This is a genomic window from Nocardioides sp. NPDC057767 (assembly GCF_042798275.1).
In the GTDB taxonomy this organism is placed as follows: domain Bacteria; phylum Actinomycetota; class Actinomycetes; order Propionibacteriales; family Nocardioidaceae; genus Nocardioides.
In genome coordinates, this window is record NZ_JBHVKJ010000063.1 from 19484 (window position 1) to 29539 (window position 10056).

Consider the following 10056-nt stretch of genomic DNA (forward strand, 5'->3'; position numbering starts at 1 on the left):
GCAAGATGCTCAGGCGAGGTCGAGGTAGCCCGCCTCGCGCAGGCCGGCGATGACGTCCTCCAGCGCCTCGTCGATCGAGCGGCCGGTGGTGTCGACACGTACGTCGGCGTCGGCCGGCTCCTCGTAGGGCGATGAGATCCCGGTGAACTCCGGGATCTCGCCGCGTCGGGCCTTGGCGTAGAGGCCCTTGCGGTCGCGCCGCTCGCACTCCTCCAGCGGCGTGGCCACGTGCACCAGGAAGAAGGCGCCGCCGGCGTCGGCGATGAAGCCGCGTACGTCCTGGCGGGTCGAGTCGAAGGGCGCGATGGGGGAGCAGACCGCGAGCCCGCCGTGGCGGGAGATCTCGGCGGCCACCCAGCCGATCCGGCGGATGTTGGTCTCCCGGTCCTCCTTGGAGAAGGTCAGCCCGGCGGAGAGGTTGCGGCGTACGACGTCACCGTCGAGGGAGGTGACCGTGCGGGCGCCCTGCTCGAGGATCCTGTCCATCAGGGCGCGGGCGAGGGTGGACTTTCCGGAGCCGGACAGGCCGGTGAAGAAGATGACCAGACCCCGGTCCTCGGGCGCCGGCTGGTCAGCGGCGATGACCGCGGCGATCGCCTCGGTGTAGTCGGCCGACTCGGTCGAGGTGCCCGAGGCGAGCGCGTGGATCGGGTCGCCCCCGGCGTACGCCTCCAGGACGGCCACGCCGAGGGCATGGTCGGCCTCGGGGTCGTCGTGCGAAGCCAGCGGCACCGCGACCACGGCCGCGTCGGGGAGGTCCTCCGCGGCCAGCAGCGACGCGCGCAGCAGCGCGACGGGGGAGAGCGCGGGGGTGCCGTGCCCGACCAGGGCGAGCAGCAGCACCGGTCCGAGCTCCGCGATCTCGGCGATCTCGGCGGTGGTGAGGGCGTCGGTGACCGGGACGACCGTCCTCCCGGCGTACGCCTTCCGGGTCTGCTCCGGGGTGAGGTAGAGCCTCCGGAACGGACCATAGGCGGAGGAGGAGAGGCCGGTGACCTCGCCCGCTGGCCAGGTGACACGCGCCAGCGGGAGACCCTCGGGGTCGACGATCTCCACCGAGCCGTCCTCGGCCGCGGCCGAGGCGACCGACGACGGAAGATCCAGGGTCAGCGGGGAGCCCGGGGCGTTCAGCGGGCCCGGGAGGGCGCCGGAGACGATCAGCTCGATGTCGTCGAGCTCGCGCGGGGACGGGGAGAACTGCGGCACTGGCACGGGGCAACCTTATGGGGCTCACCACGAGTCGGCGCGTTCGCACCTTGCTTTCTCGCTTCGCTCGAAAGACGGCGATGCAAACGCGCCGACTCGTGTCTCGCTGAACGCTCGCTAGTCGTTGATCATGCCCGCGCCGACGGTGACGCCGGTCGCCTCGTCGATGAGGATGAAGGAGCCGGTGGTGCGGTTCTTCGAGTAGGGGTCGCACAGCAGCGGCTTGGTGGTGCGCAGCTGCACGCGGCCGATCTCGTTGAGGCCGAGCTCCTTGGTCTCCAGGTCACGGTGGAGCGAGTTGACGTCGAGTCGGTACTGGATGTCCTTGACCAGCGCTCGCGCCGAGTTGGAGGTGTGCTTGATGGCCAGCTTCTGCCGCGGACGCAGCGGAGCGGTGGTCATCCAGCAGATCATCGCGTCGATGTCCTGGCTCGGCTCGGGGGCGTTCTTGACCCGCGAGATCATGTCGCCACGGCTCACGTCGACGTCGTCCTCGAGGCGGACCGTCACCGACATCGGCGGGAACGCCTCGGGGATCTCCTTGTCGAAGAGGTCGATCCCGGCGATCTTCGACGTCATGCCCGAGGGCAGGACCATGACCTCGTCGCCCGGCTTGAGTACGCCGCCGGCCACCTGACCCGCATAGCCGCGGTAGTCGTGGTGGTCGTCCGACTTCGGCCGGATGACGTACTGCACCGGGAGGCGCACGTCGACCAGGTCGCGGTCGGAGGCGACGTGGACGTGCTCGAGGTGGTGGATCAGGGTCGGGCCGGAGTACCACGTCATGCTCTCCGAGCGCTGCACCACGTTGTCGCCCTGGAGCGCCGAGATCGGGATGACCTCGAGGTCCGGGATGTTGAGCTTGGTCGCGAACGCGGTGAACTCGGCGGAGATCTTCTTGTAGACCTCCTCGGAGTAGTCGACGAGGTCCATCTTGTTGATGCACAGCACCAGGTGCGGCACGCGCAGCAGGGACAGGAGCACCGCGTGGCGACGGGACTGCTCGGTGAGGCCGTGACGAGCGTCGACCAGGACGAGGCCGAGGTCAGCCGTCGAAGCACCGGTGACCATGTTGCGCGTGTACTGCACGTGGCCGGGGGTGTCGGCGATGATGAACTTGCGGTTGGGCGTCGCGAAGTAGCGGTAGGCCACGTCGATGGTGATGCCCTGCTCGCGCTCGGAGCGCAGCCCGTCGGTCAGCAGCGAGAGGTCCACGTAGCCGTGGCCCTTGTCCTGCGAGGTCTTCTCGACCGACTCCAGTTGGTCGGTGAAGATCGACTTCGAGTCGAACAGCAGCCGCCCGATGAGGGTGGACTTGCCGTCGTCGACCGAGCCGGCGGTGGCGAACCGCAGGAGGTCCATGGCCATCAGAAGTAACCTTCCTTCTTGCGGTCCTCCATGGCGGCCTCGGAGAACCGGTCGTCACCGCGGGTCGCGCCACGCTCGGTGACCCGGGCGGCGGCGACCTCCTCGATGATCTCGGGGATGGTGGCGGCGGTCGACTCGACGCAGCCGGTCAGGGTCATGTCGCCGCAGGTGCGGTAGCGAACTGTGCGCTCGGTGACGACCTCGCCCTCGCGCAGCGGGTTGAGCGGGGTCTCGGTGAGCAGCATGCCGTCGCGCTCGAAGACCCGGCGCTGGTGGGCGAAGTAGACCGACGGGATCTCGATGCCCTCGCGGCCGATGTAGTCCCAGATGTCCAGCTCGGTCCAGTTGGAGATCGGGAAGACCCGCATGTGCTCGCCCTCGTGGAGGCGGCCGTTGTAGAGCGACCAGAGCTCGGGACGCTGGTTCTTCGGGTCCCACTGGCCGAACTCGTCACGGTGGGAGTAGACACGCTCCTTGGCGCGGGCCTTCTCCTCGTCGCGGCGACCGCCACCGAAGGCGGCGGTGAAGCCGTTCTCCTCGATCGCGTTCAGCAGCGTGGGCGTCTGGAGGCGGTTGCGCGAGGTCTTGCCGTCGTCGACGACGATGCCGCGCGCGATCGCGTCATCGATGCTCGCGATCACCAGGCGTACGCCCAGACGGCTGACCCAGCGGTCACGGGTCTCGGCGACCTCGGGGAAGTCGAGGCCGTTGTCGATCTGGAGGACCGGGAACGGAATCTTGGCCGGGAAGAAAGCCTTCTCCGCAAGTCGCAGCATCACGATGCTGTCCTTGCCGCCCGAGAACATCAGGACAGGCTTCTCGAACTCTGCCGCGGCCTCGCGGAAGATGTGGATCGACTCGGCTTCCAGCTGGTCGAGCTGGCTGAGCCGGTAGTCGGCGTGTGTTGCAGTCATTACGGAACCAGAGGACCTCTCCGTCAGGTTGAGGCGCCCATGCTAGTGGCGGCTTCCACGGCACGGCGAAATGTCCCATCCCCGCGTGGGCTGGACTCTGAGTGTACGCAGGAGCGGGGCCCACCTCGGTAGCCCCACCCGCACGGTGAGATGTGGCCGGCGAGATGCCTCACTGCCGGGGCGCCACCACGACCCGGTCCCCGGCCAGGAGGAAGGCGATCCGGTCGATGCCGTCGACCGGCGGCTGTTCCTGCCCGAGGCGCAGGAACAGATCGCGTACGCCGCCAGGCTCGACGTCCTCGTCGGGTCGAAGCCCCAGCGCCTGCCGGATCGTCTCGGCATGGATGCGCCGGCCGCCGAGGCGGTCCCAGCGCTCCGCGACGAGCGCCGGCTGCGCGCCGAAGGTGACCAGCTCGGTGCGGGTGGCAGGGATCTCGCGGGCGCGGGCGAGGTCGAGGGCTGCGAGGTGCTGGGCGGCGACCTCCGGCGTCGTGGGTCGCAGGATGTGCGTCGACGGATGCTCGTACGTCGGCCAGAACCACTTCCCCGAGGCCCGTCGCAGCGCGAACTTCCCCCGGTGGCCGCCGAGGGAGAACCGTGGCCGGGCCCGCTGGTCGAGCCACGAGGTGGGCTGGTTGCGCAGCGCCGCGAGCCGGGTCGCGATCTCGGGCAGCGGCGCCTCGACGGGATGCGGCGCCCGGCGCCAGGGCAGGTCGGGGTCGGCCGAGAGCGAGACCGCCCCGGCGAGGTCGTCGCCGTAGGAGGCGAGCAGCGTCATCGGCTCGGTGTCCGGCAGCCCCCGCTCGCGCGCCCATCGGCGGCGTACGTCCTCACGGGCGGGGAGCAGGTTGTCCAGCCAGGCGCGTGCGGCTCCAGGGGAGAGGGCCGGGCCGGTGCGGGGGAGGGAGAGCGAGATCGGCGTGGGGCCGGCGGTCTCCGCGTAGGTGAACTCGACCTGGTCGCCTACCTGCCGGAAGGTGCCCATCCGGCGGCGGCCGGCGAAGGCGTACAGCTCCCGCATCAGCGGCGGTGGGCCAGATGGTGGGCCAGCACGGCGTCGAGGTCGACGTCCTCCAACGGCGGGGCGATCGGGGAGAGCTGGGTGGGTGCGAGGTAGACGTCGAGGACCTCCAGCAGCGCGAGGGCCTTGCCGAGCTCGGCGCGGGGGTGGCCGGACTCGACGTCGACGACGAACCGCCGGCCTACGCCGGCGCGGTGCGCCAGGTCGCCCTGAGTGAGGCCGGCGCGGCGGCGGGCCGCGCGCACGGCCGACCCGAAGGCGGCCGGTGAGGTCAGGTACGGCGACGGCACGATGAACACTCTACGTGATGTTCCCGTACGGGAACATCAATCGCGGAAGTCGCTGGGACGTCGCCCGAACCGCTGCTTACAGTCCGAACATGAAGATCACCGTTGTCGGCGTGGGCTACGTCGGGATGTCGCTCGCCGTCCTGCTCGCGCAGAAGCACCAGGTCGTCGTCCTGGACATCTCCCAGGAGCGGGTCGACCTGGTCAACGCGGCCCGGACGCCGATCGAGGACGCCGAGATCACCAGCTTCCTGGCCACCAAGGAGCTCGACCTGCGCGCGACCCTCGACAAGGAGGACGCCTACGCGGACGCCGCCTACGTCGTCGTCGCCACCCCGACGAACTACGACGAGGCCTCGAACTACTTCGACACCTCCAGCGTCGACGGTGTGATCGCCGACGCGGTGAGCTATGCGCCCGAGGCGGCGATCGTGGTGAAGTCGACCATCCCGGTCGGCTACATCGCGGCCAAGCGCGAGCAGCACCCCGACACGACCCTCTTCTTCAGTCCCGAGTTCCTCCGCGAGGGCAAGGCGCTCCACGACAACCTGCACCCCTCCCGCATCGTCGTAGGCGACGACTCCGCGGCCGCGAAGGGCTTCGCCGAGCTGCTCCTCGAGGGCTCCCTCGAGCCCGACGTACCGGTGCTGATGACCGGCGCCACCGAGGCCGAGGCGATCAAGCTGTTCGCCAACACCTACCTCGCGCTGCGGGTCGCCTACTTCAACGAGCTCGACACCTACGCCGCCACCCACGGCCTCAACACGACCCAGATCATCGAGGGCGTCGGCCTGGACCCGCGGATCGGGTCGCACTACAACAACCCGAGCTTCGGCTACGGCGGCTACTGTCTGCCGAAGGACACCAAGCAGCTGCAGGCCAACTACCAGGACGTCCCGCAGAACCTCATCTCGGCGATCGTCGAGGCCAACACCACCCGCAAGGACTTCGTCGCGACCGACATCCTGCGGCGCGAGCCGAAGGTGGTCGGCGTCTACCGGCTGATCATGAAGTCCGGTTCGGACAACTTCCGCGAGTCCTCGATCCAGGGTGTGATGAAGCGGATCAAGGCCAAGGGCGTCGAGGTGATCATCTACGAGCCCGAGCTCGACGAGGCGGAGTTCTTCCACTCCGAGAACATCCGGGACCTCGACGAGTTCAAGCAGCGGGCCGACGTGATCATCGCCAACCGCCGCACCGAGGTGCTCGCCGACGTCGCCGACAAGGTCTACACGCGCGACATCTACGGGCGCGACTGAGCTGTTCCGGCGGGGTCGAACTGCTCCCGTGGGCGACCTGCGGGTAACGGACCGGTGAACATCGGTTCGCAATGAACCGTGCGCGGATGCGTACAGTTATGGTCGCGTCTTCTGATCAGTGTCTAGGAATGAGGCAACATCATGGCTGGTGACTCCGAGACCCGCCCCTGGGGTTCGTGGCACGTCATCGACATCGGTCCGGGTTACAAGGTGAAGCGGATCGAGGTGCTGCCTCACAGCCGCCTCTCCTACCAGACCCACACCCACCGCTCCGAGCACTGGGTCGTCATCTACGGCAAGGCGACCTGCATCATCGACGGCGTGACCACCATCGCCGGACCGGGTGAGTCCGTCGACGTGGCCGTCGGCCAGGCCCACCGGATCTGCAACGAGACCGACGAGCCGCTCTCGATCATCGAGGTCCAGCGCGGTGGCTACACCGGCGAGGACGACATCGTCCGGCTCGAGGACGACTTCGGCCGGGCCGAGGCCGAGAAGACCACGACGGCCTGAGACCACGAAAGACGTACGCGGCGGGGCAGTGCCACGCCGCGTACGTCTCGTTTTGAGGCCGGTGGAGGTCAGGCCAGGAGGCCGAGCAGGTACTTCCCGTAGCCGCTCTTCAGCAGCGGTTGGGCGAGCTCGGAGAGCTCCTCGTCGGAGAGCCAGCCCTGGCGCCAGGCGACCTCTTCGGGAGCGCCGATCTTGGTCCCCTGGCGGTGCTCGATGGCGCGGATGAAGTTGGCGGCCTCGTTGAGGTCCTCGAGGGTGCCGGTGTCGAGCCAGGCGGTGCCGCGGGGCAGCACCTCGACCGAGAGGGTGCCGGCCTCGAGGTAGATCCGGTTGAGGTCGGTGATCTCGAGCTCGCCGCGCGCGGACGGCCGCAGGTTGCGGGCGTGCTCGACGACCGAGCTGTCGTAGAAGTAGAGGCCGGGGACGGCGTACGGGCTCTTCGGCTTGTCGGGCTTCTCCTCGAGCGAGATCGCCTTGAAGGAGTCGTCGAACTCGACGACGCCGTAGGCGCGCGGGTCGGCGACGCGGTAGCCGAAGACGGCGCCGCCGTGGATCGTCTTGAAGCGGGCCAGCTGGGTGCCGAGGCCCGGACCGTAGAAGATGTTGTCGCCCAGGACGAGGCCGACCCCGTCCTCTGACTCGTCGAGGAAGCCGACGTCGGCGCCGATCGTGAAGGCCTGGGCGAGGCCGTCGGGGGAGGGCTGCTCGGCGTAGCTGATGTTGACGCCGAGGTGGCTGCCGTCACCCAGGAGCCGGTGGAATCCGGAGGCCTCGTGGGGCGTGGTGATCACCAGGATGTCCCGGATCCCGGCCAGCATCAGCGTGGTCAGCGGGTAGTAGATCATCGGCTTGTCGTAGATCGGCATCAGCTGCTTGCTGATCGCGAGAGTGATCGGGTGCAGACGCGAGCCGGTGCCTCCGGCGAGGATGATGCCCTTCATGGTCATTTGATCCTACGGATGTTCACCCCACGTTCTAGGGAACCCACCGGGGCGAGGCGACCACCGGGTGGTTAATTCTGCCTACGATGAGCCGGTGAGACGGATTCTTGTGACAGGCGGGGCCGGGTTCATCGGCTCCAACTTCGTGCACCACCTCGTGGCCAACACCGATGCGTACGTGACGGTGCTCGACAAGCTGACCTACGCCTCCTCGGAGGCGTCGCTGGCCGGACTCCCGGAGGACCGGGTTCGACTCGTGGTCGGCGACATCGCTGACGCCGCGGTGGTCGAGCCGCTGGTCGCGGAGTCGGAGGCCGTGGTGCACTACGCGGCCGAGTCGCACAACGACAACTCCCTCTCTGACCCGGCTCCGTTCGTCCAGACCAACATCGTCGGCACCTTCGTCCTGCTCGAGGCGGTCCGGAAGCACGACGTGCGCTTCCATCACGTCTCGACCGACGAGGTCTACGGCGACCTCGACCTGGACGACCCGAAGCGGTTCACCGAAGACACCCCCTATCAGCCGTCTTCCCCCTACTCGGCGACCAAGGCCGGCTCCGACCACCTCGTCCGCGCCTGGGTGCGCTCCTTCGGGGTGCGCGCGACGATCTCCAACTGCTCCAACAACTACGGTCCCTGGCAGCACGTGGAGAAGTTCATCCCGCGTCAGATCACCGAGGTGATCGAGGGCCGCCGGCCGCGCGTCTACGGCGACGGTCTCAACGTCCGCGACTGGATCCACACCGACGACCACTCCTCGGCGGTCTGGGCGATCCTGGAGAAGGGCCGGATCGGGCAGACCTACCTGATCGGCGCCGACGGCGAAAAGTCCAACGTCGACGTCGTCCGCGCGATCCTGCGCCACTTCGGCAAGCCGGAGGACGACATCGAGTGGGTCACCGACCGCGCCGGCCACGACCGCCGCTACGCCATCGAGTCCGGCAAGCTGCGCAGCGAGCTCGGCTGGGAGCCGAAGTACCAGGACTTCGACAAGGGCCTGGCCGCGACGATCGCCTGGTACCAGGAGAACGAGGCCTGGTGGTCGCCGCTGAAGCACGAGACCGAAGCCAAGTACGCCGCGAAGGGGCAGTGAATGTCGGACCTCGCCGTTGAGCAGACGCCGATCCCGGGTCTGCTGGTCGTCCACCTGCCCGTGCACGGAGACGCCCGCGGCTGGTTCAAGGAGAACTGGCAGCGCGAGAAGATGATCGCGCTCGGGCTGCCCGACTTCGGGCCGGTGCAGAACAACATGTCCTTCAACGCCTCCCGCGGGGCGACCCGAGGCATCCACACCGAGCCGTGGGACAAGTTCGTCTCCGTGGCCTGCGGACGGGTCTTCGCGGCCTGGGTCGACATGCGCGAGGGTTCGTCGTTCGGGACGACGTTCTCGGTCGAGATCGGCCCGGAGACGGCCGTCTTCGTGCCGCGCGGAGTCGGCAACTCCTACCAGGCGCTGGAGGATCTCACGGTCTACTCCTACCTGGTCAACGACCACTGGCGTCCCGGGTTCGCCTACCCCGCCCTCAACCTGGCCGACGAGACCGCCGCGATCGCCTGGCCGATCCCGCTGGAGTCCGCCGAGATCTCCGAGAAGGACAAGGCCAACCCGCGCCTGGCCGAGATCACCCCGATGAAGCCGAAGAAGACGCTCGTCATCGGCTCGAACGGCCAGCTCGGCCGGGCCCTCGTGTCGGTCTTTCCGGATGCGGACGCCGTCGATCTCGACGAGCTCGACATCTCCGACGAGAAGGCGGTCGCGGCCTGGCCGTGGGCCGACTACCAGCTGATCCTCAACGCCGCCGCCTACACCGCCGTCGACGTCGCCGAGACCCCCGACGGCCGCCGCACGGCCTGGGCGGCCAACGCGACGGCTCCGGCGCTGCTCGCCCGGGTCGCGACAGAGCACCGGCTGACCCTGGTGCACTACTCGACCGAGTACGTCTTCGACGGCACCGCCACCGAGCACACCGAGGACGAGCCCGTCTCGCCGCTCGGCGTCTACGCCCAGTCCAAGGCCGCCGGCGACATCGCCGTCGCCGGCACCCCGCGCCACTACATCCTGCGCACCTCCTGGGTCGTCGGCGCCGGCAAGAACTTCGTACGCACCATGGCGGCTCTCGCCGAGAAGGGCGTCTCGCCCACCGTGGTCGACGACCAGATCGGCCGGCTCACCTTCACCGACACGCTCGCCGCGGCCACCGCTCACCTGCTGCGGTCCGGGGCTGCGTACGGGGTCTACAACTGCACCAACGCCGGTGAGCCGTGCTCGTGGCGGGACATCGCCGCCGAGGTGTTCTCGCTGTCCGGGCGTGACGGGGCCGACGTGGGCGCCACCTCGACCGAGGCCTACTTCGCCGGCAAGGAGGGCGTCGCCCTGCGGCCGCTCAACTCGGTGATGTCCCTCGACAAGCTCACCGCCACCGGCTTCGAGCCCGAGGACCACCTCGACGCGCTGCGCCGCTACCTGAAGGCCTGACCGCCGAGTCGGCGCGTCTGCCCCAGAAATTGACGCCGAGTCGGCGCGTCTGTCCCAGGAAAGTGGGACAG

At 68.8% G+C, this 10056-nt stretch carries 10 protein-coding genes; 4 read left to right on the plus strand and 6 right to left on the minus strand.

Annotation, left to right across the window (positions count from 1 at the left end):
• Nucleotides 1-9: 9 nt before the first annotated feature.
• From cysC to ACFVDI_RS24505, 5 genes are all read right to left on the minus strand, one after another.
• Complete coding sequence (cysC, locus tag ACFVDI_RS24485; protein ID WP_378911387.1) at nt 10-1212, minus strand: adenylyl-sulfate kinase; 1203 nt, start codon at nt 1210-1212, stop codon at nt 10-12.
• Nucleotides 1213-1323: 111 nt separating this feature from the next.
• Nucleotides 1324-2574: a sulfate adenylyltransferase subunit 1 gene (locus ACFVDI_RS24490; protein ID WP_378911388.1), complete on the minus strand. Its 1251-nt coding sequence runs from the start codon at nt 2572-2574 to the stop codon at nt 1324-1326.
• The gene (gene cysD, locus ACFVDI_RS24495; protein WP_328528780.1) at nt 2574-3488 is read right to left on the minus strand and encodes a sulfate adenylyltransferase subunit CysD; all 915 of its coding nucleotides are present in this window, start codon (nt 3486-3488) and stop codon (nt 2574-2576) included. The genes ACFVDI_RS24490 and cysD overlap by 1 nt, the downstream gene beginning before the upstream one ends.
• A 169-nt stretch (nt 3489-3657) precedes the next feature.
• Nucleotides 3658-4509 carry a HipA N-terminal domain-containing protein gene (locus ACFVDI_RS24500; RefSeq protein ID WP_378911389.1) on the minus strand — a complete coding sequence of 284 codons (852 nt, stop codon included), beginning with the start codon at nt 4507-4509 and terminating at the stop codon, nt 3658-3660.
• A complete protein-coding gene (locus ACFVDI_RS24505; protein WP_378911390.1) occupies nt 4509-4799 on the minus strand; it encodes a type II toxin-antitoxin system Y4mF family antitoxin in 291 nt (96 codons plus the stop codon). The genes ACFVDI_RS24500 and ACFVDI_RS24505 overlap by 1 nt, the downstream gene beginning before the upstream one ends.
• Nucleotides 4800-4888: 89 nt before the next feature.
• Here ACFVDI_RS24505 and ACFVDI_RS24510 point away from each other — a divergent pair, with 89 nt between their 5' ends.
• Nucleotides 4889-6055, plus strand: a complete 1167-nt coding sequence (locus ACFVDI_RS24510) for a nucleotide sugar dehydrogenase (RefSeq protein ID WP_378911391.1) — start codon at nt 4889-4891, stop codon at nt 6053-6055.
• A gap of 141 nt (nt 6056-6196) precedes the next feature.
• Nucleotides 6197-6568 carry a phosphomannose isomerase type II C-terminal cupin domain gene (locus ACFVDI_RS24515; protein ID WP_378911392.1) on the plus strand — a complete coding sequence of 124 codons (372 nt, stop codon included), beginning with the start codon at nt 6197-6199 and terminating at the stop codon, nt 6566-6568.
• Nucleotides 6569-6636: 68 nt separating this feature from the next.
• On the opposite strand, the gene rfbA is transcribed toward ACFVDI_RS24515, so the two are convergent.
• Nucleotides 6637-7509 (minus strand): glucose-1-phosphate thymidylyltransferase RfbA, encoded by an 873-nt coding sequence (rfbA, locus tag ACFVDI_RS24520; RefSeq protein WP_378911393.1) that lies wholly within the window; start codon nt 7507-7509, stop codon nt 6637-6639.
• Between the two features lie 94 nt (nt 7510-7603).
• Here rfbA and rfbB point away from each other — a divergent pair, with 94 nt between their 5' ends.
• Nucleotides 7604-8602 carry a dTDP-glucose 4,6-dehydratase gene (rfbB, locus tag ACFVDI_RS24525; RefSeq protein WP_378911394.1) on the plus strand — a complete coding sequence of 333 codons (999 nt, stop codon included), beginning with the start codon at nt 7604-7606 and terminating at the stop codon, nt 8600-8602.
• Nucleotides 8603-9985 (plus strand): sugar nucleotide-binding protein, encoded by a 1383-nt coding sequence (locus tag ACFVDI_RS24530; protein ID WP_378911395.1) that lies wholly within the window; start codon nt 8603-8605, stop codon nt 9983-9985.
• Nucleotides 9986-10056: the final 71 nt, after the last annotated feature.

Bases quoted from the DNA above. Each gene is read 5' to 3' on its own strand.
- ACFVDI_RS24490 (WP_378911388.1), bottom strand. From the start codon at position 2,574: ATGGCCATGGACCTCCTGCGGTTCGCCACCGCCGGCTCGGTCGACGAC.
- cysD (WP_328528780.1), bottom strand. From the start codon at position 3,488: ATGACTGCAACACACGCCGACTACCGGCTCAGCCAGCTCGACCAGCTG.
- ACFVDI_RS24500 (WP_378911389.1), bottom strand. From the start codon at position 4,509: ATGCGGGAGCTGTACGCCTTCGCCGGCCGCCGCCGGATGGGCACCTTC.
- ACFVDI_RS24510 (WP_378911391.1), top strand. From the start codon at position 4,889: ATGAAGATCACCGTTGTCGGCGTGGGCTACGTCGGGATGTCGCTCGCC.
- ACFVDI_RS24515 (WP_378911392.1), top strand. From the start codon at position 6,197: ATGGCTGGTGACTCCGAGACCCGCCCCTGGGGTTCGTGGCACGTCATC.
- rfbA (WP_378911393.1), bottom strand. From the start codon at position 7,509: ATGAAGGGCATCATCCTCGCCGGAGGCACCGGCTCGCGTCTGCACCCG.
- ACFVDI_RS24530 (WP_378911395.1), top strand. From the start codon at position 8,603: ATGTCGGACCTCGCCGTTGAGCAGACGCCGATCCCGGGTCTGCTGGTC.